This is a genomic window from Aminobacter aminovorans (assembly GCF_900445235.1).
Lineage (GTDB): Bacteria > Pseudomonadota > Alphaproteobacteria > Rhizobiales > Rhizobiaceae > Aminobacter > Aminobacter aminovorans.
The window spans coordinates 909,552-926,725 of sequence record NZ_UFSM01000001.1; the positions used below are offsets into that span (position 1 = coordinate 909,552).

Consider the following 17,174-nt stretch of genomic DNA (forward strand, 5'->3'; position numbering starts at 1 on the left):
TACGTCGCAAAGCATTGTTGCTGGCGCTTGGTGCCGGTCGATGCGGCCTAGGCTTCCACCACCTTCAGGCGCTTGTCGAAGACGCCGAGGACACGGGCCAGTTCGTGGCCGCGCTTTAGGATCAGACCGCCGGCGGCAATGACCGAGAAGGCGCCCTGCTTGCGGGCGAGCTTGGGATCCTTGACGATCTGGAACAGCGGGGTTTCGCTGGTGCGACGAAAAACCGAAAAGACGGCGCGGTCGCTGAGATGGTCGATGGCGTAGTCGCGCCACTCATTGGCGGCGACCATGCGTCCGTAGAGCCTGAGAATCTGGTCGAGTTCCCGTCTCTCGAATGCCACAGGGAGGTCTTGGCGCTCCCTGCGGGCCTCATGGAGCGGGATCAAAACTGCGGATGTCTCGCCATCCTCCGCCCCAGCAGCGCGATCAGTCATCAATCGTTCCCTTGCAGAACATGACCTCGGCTAAAGAATCGCGCATTCGCACCCGAATTGCAACCCGGAACGGCGAAGCAACAGCTGTATGAAGAGTGTAAGGTAGCTTGCCGTAGCGGTAACGTTTGCGAGACAGACTGTCGGAATTGGTGATGACTCGCCACATTCCTGCCGTTTTTTATCCGCGCTGACGCCCCATTGTCCGACGAATTTACCCTCGTTGCCTGAGACGGTTCGGTCCGGCACCGGCTCGTAAACCCCAAGCCCCCCGCCCACGGGCTAGAGTCGGATCGAACCAACCTCGGTTCCTTTTCAGGACGAGGTGCGACGATCCCAAAATCTGAAGCCGACGTCTGGCCAAAAGCCTGCGTCGGCTTTTTTGCTGCTACAGCGCCTTGGACGGCTTGCGCACCACTGCCGCGCCGAGAATTGGGCCGGGCACGCCGTCCTTGCCGACAGCCTGCAACAGCACGGCGCAGCCACCCTTCTTTTCCACTTCGCTCTTGGGCAGCTCGAACCGTTGCATCTGGCCGTGCCACATGCCGGCGGTGTGCAGGTCGGTCACGGCATTCCAATAGGTGACGCTGCGGCCCTTGTTTTCGCCCTTCTGCAGGTCGACCATCTGCGGTGGCTGATAATGCACGATCACGACATGGGCGGGACTGGCTGGGCCGGCGGCAGCGCCGACCTCGATGGTGAAGGTATCACCATTATCGGTGACTTTGAGGTCGACATTCATGCCCTGGCCGGTCTCGGAAAGCTTGTCGAGCGCGCCGGTGACGTCCGCGCTCTTGGCGCCATTGACGTGGGTACGGCCATTGATGACGGCCTGGGGCGTGTAGACCGAGCGCGCGCCAAAAGCGCGCATATAGGCATATTGGCGTTCGGTGTTGTCGTTGCTGCCAAGCTTGTCCTGCCAGCCGAGGTAATCCCAGTAGGTGACGTGATAGGCGAGCGCGACCATGTCGTCCTGGGCGGCGAATTTGGCAAACAACTCGTCGGCCGGCGGACAGGAATTGCAGCCCTGGCTGGTGAAGAGTTCTATGACGCCGATCGGGCGCACGGGTGCCTTGGTTGTCGAGTCGGCATGCGTTGCGCCGGTAAACCCGGCAAGGGCCAGCGCCACGGCTGCCAGCCGAAAATATCTGCGAAACTCCATGACCGATCCAGATCCTCAGCCGGCGAAACCGGCTTTTTTGTAGTGCTGAAATATGTGGCAGAAGCCTCATTCAACGGGAAGTCACGTTGCGGTGAAATTTTCAACAAGTGGCGTTTCCGCTACGTCAGCCTGTCGGGACAAATTACCATTATGCAAATTGCTTGGCGGCGGTAGAATTGGGCTCTGGTGAGGCAAGGTGATGCTGGAACAGTTCAGCCAACATCTCGATCTCTATTGCGAACGCACTGACATCGGTCTTTGGGCCGAGCCGTTCAATGCCGCAAGCAACATCGCCTTTTTCGCTGCTGGCCTTTGGGGTGTCTACGAGGCGCGGCGGCGCAATGCAGGTACGTTCGCCGAGGTTCTGGGCTGGTGGGTGGTGGCGATCGGCATCGGCTCGACGCTGTTCCACACCTTTGCCAACGAGGCGACCAAATGGGGCGACATCGTTCCGATCGCCGGTTTCACGCTGGTCTATTCGTTGTTCAACCTGCGTCGCTTTGCCGGCATGGCATGGCCCAAGGCGCTGCTGATCTTCTTCGGTTTCTACATCGCTGTCGGGTTCGTCACCTACATGGTGCCCGACTGGCTGCGCGTCGCCTCCAACGGCACCACCGGCTACCTGCCGCCGTTCCTGGCGCTGATCTTTTTCGGCTGCGTGGTCATCGCCAGTGGCAGTCGCGCCGGCTGGTATAACATTGCCGCGGCCATGATCTTCCTGGCTGCCGTCACCTGCCGGGTCATGGACCCCCTGGTCTGCGATGCACTGCCCATCGGCACGCATTTCATGTGGCATATGCTCGACGGGCTGATGCTCGGCGTGTTGCTTGCCGCGACGACGCGCTACGGCACGCCGCGCGCAGGACAGGTACGTCGCGAAAATCCCGCGCGCAAGACGGCGGACGGTGCCTTACCCGGCCAGTGAAGCCGCCGGCTCGGTGTTCCTTTCGGCCCAGCCGTCGAGCCATTCGGCGCCCTGCATCTCGATAAGCCGCGACGACGTCCGGTCGAACTCGAAGGCCTCATGGCCGCGCCTGCCGACATAAAGCTTGTCGGGCGTGGCGGCGGCACTGATCACCAGCCTGATGTGCTGATCGTAGAGCGTGTCGACCAGAAGGATGAAACGCTTGGCCTCGTTGCGGTTGGCTTCCGCCAGTACAGGCACATGGTCGACAAAGATGGTCTTGTAGTGCGCGGTGATCGCGAGATAGTCGCGCGCCGCAAGTGGCTTTTCGCACAGATCGGCAAAAGCGAAGCGCGCGCAGCCGGCGACGGCGGCTGGCACGGCGACCTTGCGACCCTTGACCGCGACGGTGGCCGGTTCGGCCGTGGCGCCGTGGGTCACCTTTGCCCAAGCCTTGTCCATCGCCTTGTCCGCAGCCTCGCCGAGCGGGCTGATATAGACCGGCACCCGATCCAGCTTTTCCAGCCGGTAGTCGGTGTCGGCATCGAGATTGAGCACTGCGGTATTCTGCTCGAGCATGCCGATGAAGGGCAGGAACAGTTGACGGTTGAGGCCGTCGCGATAGAGATCGCGGGGCGCGACATTGGAGGTGGCGACGAGCACGACGCCACGTCCGAACAGTGCTGAAAACAGCCTGGACAGGATCATCGCATCGGCGATGTCGGTAACCGAGAACTCGTCGAAGCACAGCACCCAAGCCTCTTCGCCAAGTGCTGCCGCCACAGGCGGGATCGGGTCGTCGTCGCGCGAGGTGCCATTCTTGCGCGCGGCCCGCTGCTTCTGGATGCGGTCGTGCACATCGGCCATGAAGTCGTTGAAATGGACGCGGCGCTTGTGCTTGACCGGCACCAGCTCGAAGAACATGTCCATCAGCATGGTCTTGCCACGGCCGACGCCGCCATGGACGTAGAGCCCCTTGACGTGCTCGTGCTGCGGCTTGCGTCTGGCAAAAAGCCAGCCCAACGCGCTCGACTTGCGCGCCAGCCTCTTGTCGGAAATCTCGTCGATAAGCTTGTCCAGCGCTGCAACGATCTTAAGCTGCGCCGGGTCGTGGCGGATGTTGCCCAGCTCGACCAGATGGTCGTAACGCTGCCTGACGGTCACATGGGTCTGTAGGCCGTCACGCAGGTGCATGGCTCACTCTGGCACGAATACGAACGTCTGATGTTTGTTGCCGCGCGTCCGAGCGGACGCGCAAAAACCTATGCATGATCCGGTCGCGAAATCGAATCCGATCTTCGGCGTCATGCCTTAGCGGTTGAGCGAAATCGGCAGGCCGTTGGAGGTCTGGCCGTCGAAGCGGCCTTCGCCCGACTGATAGAGCCTGGCCAGCGGCGAGCCGGCTTCATCGAACAGGGTCAGCTGCTTGCCGGCGACGTTCCATGATTTGACGCCGTCTATCGGTGCCGGGCAGCGCAGCGGGCCGGCACGGAAGCCCTGGCCGAACTTGGTCTGCGGCGTCGCCACTTTGCAGCTCTGGCCGGAAACCGAAGCGCTCCACACGCCAGCCACGCTGGTTGCGGTGATGTCGGGTGCGTTGGCGGCGGCAGCACCACCGTCGGCGGGCAGGGCTGCGACCTGGGTCTGTGCCGGGGCGGCCGGGAACTGCGAGGCGCCAGCGGCACCCGGTGCCGAGGGTGGCGGCAGCTGGCCACTGGTCACCGTGCCGGCGGGTGCCGCAGGCAGCGGGGCCGGCTGGGTGTCCATCGAGGAAAGGCGCGTGCTGTTACAGCCGGCTGCCGCCAGAAGCGCCACCAGCGATGCGGCCAGCAGGCCGGTTTTCGAAAAAGCCATTGCATTCCCTCCGTGGGGCAGTTCTGGGGGCGCCCCCGCGCGATCGACAGTTCGCCTCTAAAGCGGCGAAGTTGGCAGAATTTCAACCTGATATGGTTAAAATAGGGTTTGCGTATGAAATTGTTGCAAAATTGTCTCAATAGGCCAGCGTGGCGCGAGACTGGTAATTCGGCGATGTTTCCGCCATATAGGCCCCAAACAGCCGCGAGACTTACCGACCATGGCCATTGAGGCCCCTTTCGCCAAGATGAACGGGCTCGGCAACGACATTATCGTTGCCGACATGCGCGGCCGCGCGGATCGCGTTATGCCTGCCGCGGCGATTGCGCTGGCGGCCGATCCGGCGACCAAGTTCGACCAGATCATGGCGATCCACGACCCGCGCACGCCGGGTACGGTCAACTACATCGAGATCATCAATTCCGACGGCACCCACGCCCAGGCCTGCGGCAACGGCACGCGCTGCGTCGTGCAGGCGCTTGCCGCCGAAACCGGGCAGAAGGTGTTCACCTTCGAGACCATCGCCGGCATCCTAAATGCCGAAGAACATGAGGACGGGTCGATTTCCGTCGACATGGGCATTCCGCGCTTTGGCTGGCAGGACATTCCGCTTGCCGAGGAGTTCCGTGACACGCGCGCCATCGAGCTGCAGATCGGGCCGATCGACGCGCCTGTACTGCATTCGCCATCGGTTGCCTCGATGGGTAATCCCCACGCCATCTTCTGGGTCGACAACGACGTCTGGTCCTACGACCTCGACCGTTTCGGTCCGCTGCTCGAAAACCATCCGATCTTCCCCGAGCGCGCCAACATCTCGATCGCCCAGGTGACCTCGACCGAGACGCTCAACCTGCGCACCTGGGAACGTGGCGCCGGCCTGACGTTGGCTTGCGGCTCGGCTACCTGTGCTGCCGCCGTTTCCGCCGCGCGCACCGGCCGCACCGGTCGTAGCGTGACCGTTACCGTGCCGAGCGGCGGGACGCTGAAGATCGACTGGCGCGCCGACGACCACGTCGTCATGACCGGCCCGGCCGAATGGGAATTCTCCGGCAGCTTCAACCCGGCCACCGGCGCCTGGCGCCGCGACCAGCAGGACGTCGCCTGATGGCGGTCGACGTCGTTACCTTCGGCTGCCGCCTCAACACCTATGAGTCAGAGGTGGTGAAGCGCGAGGCCAAGGCCGCAGGCCTTGATGAACTCAAGGGTGGCGCGGTCATCTTCAATACCTGCGCGGTGACGAGCGAAGCTGTGCGCCAGGCCAAGCAGTCGATCCGCAAGGCGCGGCGCGAAAACCCGGACGCACGCATCATCGTTACCGGTTGCGCCGCCCAGACCGACCCTGCGGCCTTTGCCGGCATGGCCGAGGTCGACCTGGTGCTCGGCAACGAGGAAAAGCTCAAGGCGCACAACTACCGGGCGCTGCCCGACTTCGGCGTCAACGATTTCGAGAAGGCCCGCGTCAACGACATCTTTTCCGTGCGCGAGACGGCTGGCCATCTGGTCGATGCCATCGAGGGCCGCGCGCGTGCCTTCGTGCAGGTCCAGAACGGTTGCGACCATCGCTGCACCTTCTGCATCATTCCTTACGGCCGCGGCAATTCTCGCTCGGTGCCGATGGGCGCGGTGGTCGAGCAGATCAAGCGTCTCGCCGGCAACGGTTATGCCGAGGTGGTGCTGTCGGGCGTCGACATGACCAGCTATGGCGCCGACCTGCCCGGCGCACCGCGTCTGGGCAAGCTGGTCAAGACCATCCTGCGCCAGGTGCCTGATGTGCAGCGCCTGCGTCTGTCCTCGATCGATTCGATCGAGGCCGACGAGGACCTGCTCGAGGCGGTCGCCACAGAGGCGCGGCTGATGCCGCATCTGCATCTGTCGCTGCAGTCGGGCGACGACATGATCCTGAAGCGCATGAAGCGCCGCCACCTGCGCGACCAGTCGATCAAGTTTTGCGCCGATGTGCGCAAGCTTCGCCCCGACATCGTCTTCGGCGCCGACATCATCGCCGGCTTCCCGACCGAGACCGACGAGATGTTCGAGAATTCGATCCGTGTCGTCGAGGAGTGCGGTCTGACCCATCTCCACGTTTTCCCGTTCAGCCCGCGCGAGGGCACGCCCGCCGCGCGCATGCCGCAGGTCCGGCGCGAGATCGTCAAGCAGCGCGCCGCCCGCCTGCGCGCCGCCGGTGACGTCAATTATGCGCGCCATCTCGAAAGCCTCAAGGGCTCGTGCCAGAAGGTACTTGTCGAGCGCGAGGGGCTCGGCCGGACGGAAGGTTTTACGCTCGTTGCGCTCGATCAGGGTGCTGCGGGCGAAATCATAGAGGTCGACATTGCCGGACATGACGGCGAGCGGCTTGTAGCGGCACCGGCCGCCGCGCGCGCGGCCTGACGAAAGCGACCGCATGGCATTCGGGTTCATCAAGAAAGTTTTCTCCTTCGGAAAGAAGGAGACGGTCGAGCCACCGGCCGAGAATGAAGTGCTGCCGCCGCTGAATTTTGATGCGCTGGAAGCGCTCAAGCCGGCCGAGGAAATCCCGGTTGCTGCGGAAGCGCCTGACGTCGCCGATGCGCCTGCCGCCCTCGCCGAGGAGCCGAAGCCGGAACCTGCACCGGTAACACCGCCCGCGCCACCAGTCGTTCCCGAGCCCAAGCCGGCCGAGCGACCGGTGCCGGTCGAGCCCACACCGCAGCCTGTCCCGCAGGAAGAGCCAAAGCCCGAGCCCGTACCGGACGTTCCGGCGCCCGAGCCAGAGCAGCCTGCCGAGCGGCCGACGCCTGCGCCAAGCCCTGTCGAACCCGAACCCGCGCCAGCAGAAGTTCCGGTCCCGCCGGAGCCGTTGACGCCCGAACTGCCCGAGGAAATCCCCGCCCAGCCGGTGCCCGCGGCGCCGGAGCCGGCGATGCGCGGCCCTGAAACGGAGCCGGTTGTCGAAGAACCCGTCGTCGAAGCGCTGCAGCCGGCAGAGCCTGTGGCTGAGGCACGTCCCGTCGATCCTGTCATCGAGGAAGCTGCGCCAGCCGAAGTGGCTGAACCAGTCGCAACAGCGGTCGAGGCAGGGCAGCCGGTTGCCGCGCTGCGCGAAATCGTTTCCGAGCCTGCAGCTCTCGTGCCCGCTCCCGTGGAACCAGCACCTGCAGCGGAGCCAAAGCCGTCCGCAGGCAAGGTCACCGTCCAAAAGAAGGTCGAGCAGAAGGCCGAGGTCGTGGACGTGGCGGTGCCTGCGCCGCGGCAAAGCTGGTTCCAGCGCCTGCGCCAGGGCCTGTCGCGCTCGTCCAAGGAACTGTCCGGCAACATTGCCGGCATCTTCACCAAGCGAAAGCTGGACGAAGACACGCTTCAGGACCTCGAAGACGTGCTCATCCGCGCCGATCTCGGCGTCGAGACCGCGCTTCGCGTCACCGACGCGCTGGCGTCGAGCCGCTATGGCAAGGACGTCTCCGACCACGAGGTCCGCTCGATCATGGCGGTCGAGGTGGAGAAGGTGCTGCAGCCGGTGGCGCTGCCGCTGGAGCTCGACCTGTCGCACAAGCCGCATGTCATCCTTGTCGTCGGCGTCAATGGTACCGGCAAGACCACGACCATCGGCAAGCTTGCCGCCAAGCTGACCGAGGGCGGGCTGTCTGTCATGCTCGCCGCCGGCGACACTTTCCGTGCTGCAGCCATCGAGCAGCTGAAGATCTGGGGCGAGCGGACGAAATCGCCCGTCATCGCCACCAAGCTCGGCGCGGATGCAGCGGGACTTGCCTATGATGCCTTCGAACAGGCCAAGGCCGCCGGCTCGGACGTGTTGATCATCGACACGGCCGGCCGCCTGCAGAACAAGACCGAACTGATGGCCGAGCTCGAAAAGATCGTGCGCGTGCTCGGCAAGCTCGATCCCGAAGCGCCGCACACGGTGCTGCAGACCGTCGACGCCACCACCGGCCAGAATGCGCTCAACCAGGTCGAGATCTTCCGCAATGTCGCAGGTGTGAACGGCCTGGTCATGACCAAGCTCGACGGCACGGCGCGCGGCGGTATTTTGGTCGCAATCGCCGCCAAACATAAGCTGCCGGTCTATTTCATCGGCGTCGGCGAGCAGGTCGACGATCTCGAACCCTTTTCGGCAAGCGATTTCGCCAAGGCGATCGCAGGAGTCGCCTGATTCATGAACGCACCCATCCTCGAACGCGATCCTTCCGACCCGAAAACCAAGAAGGAAGAAGTCAGCCCGCTGCTCAAGCTGGTGCTGGAACTTGGGCCGCTGGTGGTGTTCTTCTTTGCCAATGCGCGCGGCGAATGGCTTGCGTCGCGCTTCCCGACGCTGGCCGAGCTCGGCGGACCGATCTTCATCGCCACCGGCCTGTTTATGGCGGCAACGGCGATTGCGCTGGCTGCCTCGTGGCTGCTGACACGCTCGCTGCCGATCATGCCGCTGATTTCCGGCATCGTCGTCTTCGTCTTCGGCGCGCTGACGCTGTATCTGCAGGACGACGTCTTCATCAAGATGAAGCCGACAATCGTCAATACGCTGTTTGGTGCCATCCTGCTGGGGGGGCTGTGGTTCGGCAAGTCGTTGCTCGGCTACGTCTTTGCTTCCGCCTTCCGCCTCGATGCCGAAGGCTGGCGCAAGCTGACCTTTCGCTGGGGCCTGTTCTTCCTGTTTCTTGCCGTGGTCAACGAGGTTGTTTGGCGGTCTTTTTCGACCGACACCTGGGTGGCTTTCAAGGTCTGGGGCATCATGCCGATAACCTTGCTCTTCACTTTCAGCCAGATGCCGCTCATCATGCGCCATTCACTGGAAGAACATAAGTAAGAGGTCATCATGGAGTTCATCGCCGACCGCGAAGCGCTGCGTCAACATTACCGCGCGCCCGGCGACGGCGCGGTGAGGAAGGAACTCCGCCGCCTCGACCATCATGCCAAGGGCTTCCTGGCGCGCAGCCCATTCGTGCTGATCGGCTCGGCCGACGACAAGGGCAACGCCGATGTTACGCCCAAGGGCGACAAGCCGGGTTTCGTCGCCATCCTCGACGATGCCACCATCGCCATTCCCGACCGCCCGGGCAACAATCGGCTCGACACGCTCGAAAACGTGCTCGTCAACCCGGCTGTCGGCCTGCTGTTTCTGATCCCGGGCATGAACGAGACATTGCGCATCAATGGCGATGCACGACTGACCGCCGACCCGGGCCTGCGCGAGCGGCTCGCTGCCGAGGGCAAGCCGCCGGTCACCGTCATGGTCGTCGCCATCAAGGCGGTCTACATGCATTGCGCCAAGGCGTTCATGCGCTCCGAGCTTTGGGCACCTGCCAGCTGGCCTGACCGCGACACCTTGCCGACGCTCGGACAGATCCTGCGCGACCAGCTGGCGCTTGCCGACAATGCCGAAACGCTCGACCGCTCGCTGGACGAGTCCTACCGCAAGAGCATGTGGTAGGTTTCGACGGACACGAATCGTCCGACGTTTGGCGGCCTGCGTTGATGAGTATCCTCGCCATTTCCGGCAGCCTGCGGGCTGCCTCCACCAACAATGCGCTTGTTGCTGCCTTGGCGCGCATTGCGCCACCTGGTTGCCATCTCCGCGTTTATGATGGGCTTGGCCGCCTGCCGATTTTCAATCCCGATGACGAGGGTGAACGCACGCCGCAGGAGGTGACTGCGCTCATCGATGCCGTTACGCGAGCCGACGGCGTGATCGTCTCTTGTCCTGAATACGCCCATGGCGTGCCTGGCGGACTGAAGAACGCGCTGGACTGGCTGGTTTCACGCGACGCAGCCGTCGGCAAGCCTGCGATGCAGGTTCATGCCTCGCCGCGCTCGCATTTTGCCCGCAACGCCCTTGCCGAGATCATGAAAACGATGTCCTTCGACCTCTTTGACGGGCAAGACCTGACCATCGCGCTGCTCGGCAAGAGGCCGCAGGAGATGGACGAGATTCTCGCCGACGCTGTCACCATCGAATCGATGCGGGACGCTTTGTCGGCGTTCTCCAACTTTGTTCGTACTCGTTAACTCGTTATGCGCGCTGTGCATTGCTGCGTTGCAGCATCTTATTTTGCGGCGCAGCGGTTCCTATGTCATGTTCGGATCGATCAGGGAGGTCTGTTCAAGCCGCATTGGGCGGCAGACGAAAGGAACGCAAGATGTTGTTCGACAACCTTCTGACCCGCGCGCGTCAGAGCGCCGCCAAGCGCAAGCAGTACAAGCGCCTTGTTGCCGAGATCGACGGCTTCTCGGGTCGCGACCTGGCCGACATGCGCGCCGACCGCAGCGAGATGCTGTTCCAGGCCTACAAGCAGGTCTACGGCTAAGCCCGGGCCAAAACTTCCGGCCGGTGTCCGACCGGCCGTTGCGACAAGGGCGCCAGGGCCCCCCAAAGGGGATGCCGCAAGCGCCTTTTCTCTTTCCGGCAGTCGGGACTGCGGCCCGCTTCGGCTCAGTGCACTGGCGTTGTCGCCGCCGCGCGGCCGTGTGACTGCTTCAGCCAGTAGCCGAAGATTGCCGCCGTGATGAAGGCGATCAGCCCGTAGATCGCTGCCGGAACCGCCATCGTTGCGTTGTTCAGCAACAGCGGGCTCAGCGCAATGGCGATCGCCAGCGTGCCGTTGTGAATGCCGATCTCCATGCCGATCGCGGTTGCCTGGCGCTTTTCGATGCCGGCGGCACGCGGCACGAAGTAGCCGACGCCGAGACTGACGAGATTGAAGGCAAGGGCTGCCAGGCCGACGATCGGGCCCCAGGCCTTGAGCGTTTCCCACTCCTGGACAAGTGCTACGGCAACCACCGCAAACAGGAACAGCATCGAGAAGATCTTCACCGGCCGCGCCATGCGTTCGGCGAAGGCCGGGAAGCGGCTGCGCAGCCACATGCCGATCAGCACCGGGCCGAGCACGATGACGAATACCTGCATCACCTTGGCGAATTGCAGAGGGATCGCCTGGTCGCCCGACATGAATTGCATGAGCGACCAGTTGACGATCAGTGGCAGGGTCAGGATCGATAGCGCCGAGTTGATCGCCGTCAGCGTGATGTTGAGCGCGACGTCGCCGTCGGCCAGGTGGCTGTAGAGATTGGCCGAGGTGCCGCCCGGGCTTGCTGCCAGAAGCATCATGCCGACCGCAAGCGCCGGCTCGAGGCCAAAGACATAGATCAGCCCGAGACACGCCAGCGGCAGGATGACGGTCTGGCAGATCAGCGCGACGACCACCGCCTTGGGCTTTTGCAGAACGTTTCTGAAGTCCTCGACCGTCAGTGATAGGCCGAGGCCGAGCATGATGACGCCGAGCGCCAACGGCAGAAATATGATGAGCGCGGAACTGTCTTGCATCTACGCCTCCCCCAAACGGCCGCTTGCTGCGCCGTCACGACGCATCTCTCCCTAGCGGTTGTATGAAAACGTAGTGCAAATCCCGATGATTCGCACGCAGGGCGCGAAGCGGCTTCATCAGTCGCTATTGAGCCGCGAGTGCCTTCTCGATTTCGGGCATCAGCGTCGTGGTCACCGCGTCCGGCGACAGCGGGCCGACATGCTTGAAGGCAACCTTTCCGTCCTTGCCGATGAGGAAGGTTTCCGGCACGCCATAGACGCCCCAGTCGATTGCCGTGCGGCCGTTCTGGTCGACCCCGATCGCCTTGTAGGGGCTGCCGAGATCACCAAGAAAGCGGCGGGCGTTCTCGGGCTTGTCCTTGTAGTTCAGCCCGGCGATCGAAAAACGCTGATCTTTCGACAACTCGAGCAGCACCGGGTGCTCCTCGCGGCATGGCGCGCACCACGATGCCCAGACATTGACCAGCGTTACCTTGCCGGTGAAGTCGGCCGAGTCCAGACCGGGAACCTGCATGCCTTCGAGTGGCGGAAGTTCGGTCTTCGGTGCGGTCTGGCCGATCAGCGCCGAGGGTACTGCGGTGAGGTCGCGGCCGGACAGCAGCTGCGCCAGGAACAGGCCGGCGAGTGCCAGGAAAATCAGCAGCGGCAACAGGACCATGAGCCTGCGCGGACGCGCCGCCTGCTTCTGGCTGTCGATGCTCATGCCTTTGCCTTGTCCGAACGACGGCGGTGGCCGGCCGCCTCAAGTTCCGCCATCTCGCGCTTGCGGGCGCGCTGGTCGGCCAGGATCCACAGCACCAGACCTGTGATGGCGATCGCCGAGACGGCGTAAGCCGCCGTGACATAGAGGGCGTGGGCGCTCATCGGGCACCCTGGCAAGGCTTGGTCATGTCTCTGTTTCCGAGCATGTCATTCACTTAGCGGCGCGCGTGCCGCTGCGCAATCTGACGCCGCGCCGCACCGCTGTGGTTGAAGGAAACGTCATCAGTCGGTGCCCGAGCGAAGTGCTACCGCCGCTGCCAGCGGGCCGATGACGGCCAGAAACATCGTCAGCGCGCAGAGAATCAGGAATGGAGGGGTGAACGGGTCGGGGTCGTTGACAGCGCCATAGCTTGCCGTGACGCCGAAGATCAGCACCGGGATGACCAGCGGCAGCACCAGCACGGAGATCAGGAGCCCGCCGCGCGGCAGGGCGACGGCGACGGCGGCACCCGTCGCACCGATGAAGACGATGGCCGGCGTACCGACGAGCAAGGTCAGCGCCGCAGCACCGATGCCGATGGGCTCCATGTTCATGAACAGGCCGAGCAGGGGGGCTGCGATGACCAGCGGCAAAACGCTTGCCGTCCAATGCGCCAGGCATTTGACCAGCACCGTCAGCGCCAGCATGTGGCGGTCTGCGTTGAGCACCAGAAGATCGAGCGAGCCGTCCTCGCGGTCGGCCTGGAACAGCCGGTCGAGGCCGAGCAGGCTGGCGAGCAGAGCGCCGATCCAGAGAATGGCCGGGCCGATGCGAGCGAGCAGGTTGAGGTCGGGTCCGACGCCGAAGGGGATGGTGGCGATGACGGCGAGGAAGAACAGCACGCCCGTCAAGGCTCCACCGCCGGCGCGGATGCCCATGCGCAGGTCACGGAGATAGAGGGCTAGCATGGATGCCCTCCATAGATGTGCGCGGAGAAATGGTGTTCCTTCCCACCCCCCTCTGTCCTGCCGGACATCTCCCTAGCAAGGGGGGAGATCGGCAGCTTCAGCTTCGCCGGCACTCCTGTAGAGTTGGCGATTGGCAACGACCGGCCCACAGTGTGATCTCCCCCCCTGCGGGGGAGATGTCCGGCAGGACAGAGGGGGGTGCGAAGGAGCGCAGTGCTTTCAGACATGCACCCGCCCCATCTCCAGCGTCTTCACCCCCTCCAGCCCGAGCGGCAGATGCGTGGCGGCGACGACGATGCCACCCGAAGCGCAATGGCCCTGCATCAAGCCAGAAAAGCGCGCATCGGACGCCTTGTCGAGACCCGCTGTCGGCTCGTCGAGCAGCCAGACCGGGCGGTGGCTGATGAGCAGCTTGGCGATCGCGGCGCGGCGCTTCTGGCCGGTCGAGAGGTAGCCGAAGGGCAGGTGGCCGATGCCGCCCAGGCCGACATCATCGAGGGCCTCCGATATGCCGAGCTTGCCGTCGCCGCAGAAGTCACGCCAGAACTCCAGGTTCTCGCGGACGGTCAGGGCCGACTTCATCGCGTTCTGGTGGCCGAGATAATGGCAGGCGGAGGCGACCGTCGAAAACGCCTCGCCGCCGCCCTCGATGCTGATTCGTCCCGATGCATGCGGCAGGAGGCCGGCGACGACGCGCAGCAGGGTCGACTTGCCCGAGCCGTTCGGGCCGGTGACGACAAGCGCCTGGCCCTCGGCAAGCGCGAAGTCGACGCCGTCGAAAACCGTCTCTCCGCCTCGTTCACCGCTGAGACTTTCTGCGATCAGCAGCATTCTTCCCCCGTCGCCGAAACCATCTCGCTGCCGCTTTGCGTCGCAGCAAAATAGGCGAATCTCCGTCTAGAACTATTCCAATAAATTCTCTATATGCCACTCGACCATGCCAGCGGTCGGCATGGAAACAGAATTTGCGCCGAACCAGCGCACGCGCCGCCTTGAACGGCTCGGGTTGCTTGGGACCGGACAGCGGAAATGGCCGTACCCGCACCTTTGCGCGTGATTGCATGCCCATCGGAGTCCGTTCCCTTTCAGGCTGAACAGACAAGGATGGATCGCACGTGTCCAAATCACTCGACAGTTTCAATTGCCGCCGCACCCTTACCGCGGCAGGTACCGACTATGTCTATTACAGCCTCATCGAGGCTGAAAAGAACGGCCTGACCGGCATCTCGCAGCTGCCCTATTCGATGAAGGTGCTGCTGGAAAACCTGCTGCGCAACGAAGACGGCCGCACCGTCACCAAGGAAGCCATCCAGGCCGTCGCCGGCTGGCTGACCGACAAGGGCACCGCCGGCGTCGAGATCGCCTACCGCCCGGCCCGCGTGCTGATGCAGGACTTCACCGGCGTTCCGGCCGTCGTCGACCTCGCCGCCATGCGTGACGGCATCAAGACCCTCGGCGGCGACCCTGAGAAGATCAACCCGCTGGTTCCCGTCGACCTGGTCATCGACCACTCGGTCATCGTCGACGAATTCGGCACGCCGCTGGCTTTCGCCCGCAACGTCGAACTCGAATATGAGCGCAACGAAGAGCGCTACAAGTTCCTGAAGTGGGGCCAGCAGGCGTTCCGCAACTTCCGCGTCGTGCCGCCCGGCACCGGCATCTGCCACCAGGTCAACCTCGAATACCTCGCCCAGACCGTCTGGACGAACACCGAGGATGGCGTGACGACCGCCTATCCCGACACCTGCGTCGGCACCGACTCGCACACCACCATGGTCAACGGCCTGGGTGTGCTGGGCTGGGGCGTCGGCGGTATCGAGGCTGAAGCCGCGATGCTCGGCCAGCCCGTCTCGATGCTTCTGCCAGAGGTCATCGGCTTCCGCCTGACCGGCAAGCTCAAGGAGGGCGTCACCGCCACCGATCTGGTGCTGACCGTCACCCAGATGCTGCGCAAGAAGGGCGTCGTCGGCAAGTTCGTTGAGTTCTTCGGCCCTGGCCTCAGCAACATGACGCTGGCCGACCGTGCCACCATCGGCAACATGGCGCCCGAATATGGCGCGACCTGCGGCTTCTTCCCGGTCGATTCCGAGACCATCCGCTACCTCAACATGTCGGGCCGCGCCGAAAACCGCATCGCGCTCGTCGAGGAATTCTCCAAGGCGCAGGGCATGTGGCGCGACGCCTCGTCGGCCGATCCGGTTTTCACCGACCTGCTCGAACTCGACATGGCGACCGTCGTTCCCTCGATGGCCGGCCCGAAGCGTCCCGAAGGCCGCATCCCGCTCGAAGGCATCGCCTCCGGCTTCGCGACCGCTCTCGAAGCCGAGTACAAGAAGACCGTCGACCAGTCGAAGCGCTACGCCGTCGAAGGCGAGACCTTCGACCTCGGCCATGGCGATGTGGTGATCGCCGCGATCACCTCCTGCACCAACACCTCCAACCCGAGCGTGCTGATGGGTGCAGGCCTTCTCGCCCGCAACGCCAACCGCATCGGCCTGAAGCAGAAGCCTTGGGTCAAGACCTCGCTGGCGCCCGGTTCGCAGGTGGTGGCCGAGTATCTCGAGAAGTCGGGCCTGCAGAAGGAACTCGACCAGATCGGCTTCAACCTCGTCGGCTTCGGCTGCACGACCTGCATCGGCAACTCCGGCCCGCTGCCGGCGCCGATCTCCAAGACCATCAACGACAAGGGCCTGATCGGTGCGGCCGTGCTTTCGGGCAACCGCAACTTCGAAGGCCGCGTGTCGCCCGACGTGCAGGCCAACTACCTGGCCTCGCCGCCGCTGGTGGTCGCCTATGCGCTCGCCGGAACTGTCACCAAGGACCTGACCACAGAGCCGTTGGGTGAGGATCGCGACGGCAAGCCGGTTTTCCTCAGGGATATCTGGCCGACCAATGTCGAGATCGAGCAGTTCATCGCCGAAAACGTCACCCGCGAGCTGTTTGCCCGCAAATATGCCGACGTCTTCAAGGGCGACGAGAACTGGCAGAACGTGCAGGCGCCTGAGGGCCAGACCTATGCCTGGGACGACAAGTCGACCTATGTGCAGAACCCGCCCTACTTCGTCGGCATGGGGTCGAAGCCGGGTCAGATCGGCAAGATCGAGGGCGCACGCGTGCTCGGCCTGTTCGGCGACAAGATCACCACCGACCACATCTCGCCGGCCGGTTCGATCAAGGCGGCTTCGCCCGCCGGCAAGTACCTGACCGACAATGGCGTCGGCGTTGCCGACTTCAACCAGTACGGCACGCGCCGCGGCAACCACGAAGTGATGATGCGCGGCACCTTCGCCAACATCCGCATCCGTAACCACATGCTCGGCGAGAACGGCCGCGAGGGTGGCTACACCTTCCACTACCCGTCCAAGGAAGAGATGCCGATCTACGATGCTGCCATGCAGTACCGCAGCGAAGGCGTGCCGCTGGTGATCTTCGCCGGTGTCGAATACGGCAATGGCTCGTCGCGCGACTGGGCTGCCAAGGGCACCAACCTGCTGGGCGTCCGCGCCGTCATCGCCCAGTCGTTCGAGCGCATCCACCGCTCCAATCTGGTCGGCATGGGCGTCATCCCCTTCACCTTCGAGGAAGGCACGTCGTGGAAGACGCTTGGCCTCAAGGGTGACGAGCAGGTGACGATCGACGGCCTCGAGGCGATCAAGCCGCGCCAGAAGATGGTTGCCAAGATCACCTTCGCCGACGGTTCGCCGAAGGATGTTCCGATCCTCTGCCGTATCGATACGCTTGACGAGCTAGACTACTACAAGAACGGCGGCATCCTGCAGTACGTGCTGCGCGACCTCGCCGCATAAGTTCGACGCGCGATTCATGTGAAACAAACCGCCGGGCGCAAGCTCCGGCGGTTTTGTT

The 17,174-nt window shown here is 63.8% G+C and carries 18 protein-coding genes; 9 read left to right on the top strand and 9 right to left on the bottom strand.

The annotated features are described in order from the left end of the window. Positions 1–47: 47 nt before the first annotated feature. Entirely contained in the window at positions 48–434 is a 387-nt protein-coding gene (locus DY201_RS04400; RefSeq protein WP_115730154.1) for a DUF2794 domain-containing protein, read from the bottom strand. A 385-nt stretch (positions 435–819) separates the two neighbouring features. Next, positions 820–1,593, bottom strand: a complete 774-nt coding sequence (locus DY201_RS04405; RefSeq protein ID WP_115730155.1) for a DUF1223 domain-containing protein — start codon at positions 1,591–1,593, stop codon at positions 820–822. 199 nt (positions 1,594–1,792) lie between these two features. Here DY201_RS04405 and DY201_RS04410 point away from each other — a divergent pair, with 199 nt between their 5' ends. Further along, complete coding sequence (locus DY201_RS04410) at positions 1,793–2,518, top strand: ceramidase domain-containing protein (RefSeq protein ID WP_115730156.1); 726 nt, start codon at positions 1,793–1,795, stop codon at positions 2,516–2,518. Here the strand turns inward: DY201_RS04410 and zapE are convergent. Both zapE and DY201_RS04420 read right to left on the bottom strand, forming a co-directional pair. Further along, positions 2,504–3,691 carry a cell division protein ZapE gene (zapE, locus tag DY201_RS04415; protein WP_115730157.1) on the bottom strand — a complete coding sequence of 396 codons (1,188 nt, stop codon included), beginning with the start codon at positions 3,689–3,691 and terminating at the stop codon, positions 2,504–2,506. The genes DY201_RS04410 and zapE overlap by 15 nt on opposite strands. Before the next feature lie 117 nt (positions 3,692–3,808). After that, positions 3,809–4,351 carry an AprI/Inh family metalloprotease inhibitor gene (locus tag DY201_RS04420; protein ID WP_115730158.1) on the bottom strand — a complete coding sequence of 181 codons (543 nt, stop codon included), beginning with the start codon at positions 4,349–4,351 and terminating at the stop codon, positions 3,809–3,811. A gap of 220 nt (positions 4,352–4,571) precedes the next feature. On the opposite strand from DY201_RS04420, the gene dapF reads away from it, so the two are divergent. The 7 genes from dapF (at position 4,572) to DY201_RS28910 (ending at position 10,644) form a co-directional block, all read left to right on the top strand. Next, positions 4,572–5,456 (top strand): diaminopimelate epimerase, encoded by an 885-nt coding sequence (gene dapF, locus DY201_RS04425; protein WP_115730159.1) that lies wholly within the window; start codon positions 4,572–4,574, stop codon positions 5,454–5,456. Then, positions 5,456–6,739: a tRNA (N(6)-L-threonylcarbamoyladenosine(37)-C(2))-methylthiotransferase MtaB gene (mtaB, locus tag DY201_RS04430; RefSeq protein ID WP_115730160.1), complete on the top strand. Its 1,284-nt coding sequence runs from the start codon at positions 5,456–5,458 to the stop codon at positions 6,737–6,739. Before dapF ends, mtaB begins: the two co-directional genes overlap by 1 nt. A 13-nt stretch (positions 6,740–6,752) precedes the next feature. Continuing rightward, positions 6,753–8,495: a signal recognition particle-docking protein FtsY gene (ftsY, locus tag DY201_RS04435; protein ID WP_115730161.1), complete on the top strand. Its 1,743-nt coding sequence runs from the start codon at positions 6,753–6,755 to the stop codon at positions 8,493–8,495. Between the two features lie 3 nt (positions 8,496–8,498). After that, positions 8,499–9,146, top strand: coding sequence for a septation protein A (locus DY201_RS04440; RefSeq protein ID WP_115730162.1), 648 nt, complete (start codon positions 8,499–8,501; stop codon positions 9,144–9,146). A 9-nt stretch (positions 9,147–9,155) separates the two neighbouring features. Then, a complete protein-coding gene (locus DY201_RS04445; RefSeq protein ID WP_115730163.1) occupies positions 9,156–9,770 on the top strand; it encodes a pyridoxamine 5'-phosphate oxidase family protein in 615 nt (204 codons plus the stop codon). A gap of 41 nt (positions 9,771–9,811) precedes the next feature. Continuing rightward, on the top strand, positions 9,812–10,345 hold the full coding sequence (locus DY201_RS04450) for an NADPH-dependent FMN reductase (protein WP_115730164.1): 534 nt from the start codon (positions 9,812–9,814) through the stop codon (positions 10,343–10,345). Positions 10,346–10,476: 131 nt separating this feature from the next. Further along, positions 10,477–10,644, top strand: coding sequence for a hypothetical protein (locus tag DY201_RS28910; RefSeq protein WP_165916121.1), 168 nt, complete (start codon positions 10,477–10,479; stop codon positions 10,642–10,644). A gap of 125 nt (positions 10,645–10,769) precedes the next feature. Here the strand turns inward: DY201_RS28910 and DY201_RS04455 are convergent, their stop codons facing one another. The 5 genes from DY201_RS04455 to ccmA all read right to left on the bottom strand — a co-directional run bounded on the left by DY201_RS04455 (position 10,770) and on the right by ccmA (position 14,141). Beyond that, entirely contained in the window at positions 10,770–11,660 is an 891-nt protein-coding gene (locus DY201_RS04455) for a bile acid:sodium symporter family protein (RefSeq protein WP_115730165.1), read from the bottom strand. Positions 11,661–11,784: 124 nt separating this feature from the next. Next, a complete protein-coding gene (locus DY201_RS04460; protein ID WP_115730166.1) occupies positions 11,785–12,363 on the bottom strand; it encodes a DsbE family thiol:disulfide interchange protein in 579 nt (192 codons plus the stop codon). Then, on the bottom strand, positions 12,360–12,524 hold the full coding sequence (ccmD, locus tag DY201_RS04465; RefSeq protein ID WP_115730167.1) for a heme exporter protein CcmD: 165 nt from the start codon (positions 12,522–12,524) through the stop codon (positions 12,360–12,362). Before ccmD ends, DY201_RS04460 begins: the two co-directional genes overlap by 4 nt. Before the next feature lie 120 nt (positions 12,525–12,644). Further along, positions 12,645–13,310, bottom strand: a complete 666-nt coding sequence (ccmB, locus tag DY201_RS04470) for a heme exporter protein CcmB (RefSeq protein WP_115730168.1) — start codon at positions 13,308–13,310, stop codon at positions 12,645–12,647. A 219-nt stretch (positions 13,311–13,529) separates the two neighbouring features. Then, positions 13,530–14,141, bottom strand: a complete 612-nt coding sequence (gene ccmA, locus DY201_RS04480) for a heme ABC exporter ATP-binding protein CcmA (protein WP_115730170.1) — start codon at positions 14,139–14,141, stop codon at positions 13,530–13,532. Positions 14,142–14,425: 284 nt separating this feature from the next. Here ccmA and acnA point away from each other — a divergent pair, with 284 nt between their 5' ends. Continuing rightward, on the top strand, positions 14,426–17,116 hold the full coding sequence (gene acnA, locus DY201_RS04485; RefSeq protein ID WP_115730171.1) for an aconitate hydratase AcnA: 2,691 nt from the start codon (positions 14,426–14,428) through the stop codon (positions 17,114–17,116). Positions 17,117–17,174: the final 58 nt, after the last annotated feature.